1 rRNA gene is annotated in these 474 nt (G+C 54.4%); it reads right to left on the bottom strand.

Annotated features, from left to right (window positions below):
- Positions 1-474 (bottom strand): 16S ribosomal RNA (locus tag DCS95_RS20440); the annotation flags it as partial.

Below are 474 nucleotides of genomic sequence, written 5' to 3'. Positions count from 1 at the left end.
TCGAACGACTACAAGGGTATCTAATCCTGTTTGCTCCCCACGCTTTCGTGCATGAGCGTCAGTATTGGCCCAGGGGGCTGCCTTCGCCATCGGTATTCCTCCACATCTCTACGCATTTCACTGCTACACGTGGAATTCTACCCCCCTCTGCCATACTCTAGCCTTGCAGTCACGAATGCAGTTCCCAGGTTGAGCCCGGGGATTTCACATCCGTCTTACAAAACCGCCTGCGCACGCTTTACGCCCAGTAAGTCCGATTAACGCTTGCACCCTACGTATTACCGCGGCTGCTGGCACGTAGTTAGCCGGTGCTTATTCTTCCGGTACCGTCATCCCCCCGAGGTATTAACCCAGAGGATTTCTTTCCGGACAAAAGTGCTTTACAACCCGAAGGCCTTCTTCACACACGCGGCATTGCTGGATCAGGCTTTCGCCCATTGTCCAAAATTCCCCACTGCAGCCGCCCGTAGGTCA

Source organism: Maribacter litoralis, assembly GCF_003075045.1.
In the GTDB taxonomy this organism is placed as follows: Bacteria; Bacteroidota; Bacteroidia; order Flavobacteriales; family Flavobacteriaceae; genus Maribacter; species Maribacter litoralis.
This window is presented reverse-complemented; position numbering and strand designations above follow the sequence as displayed.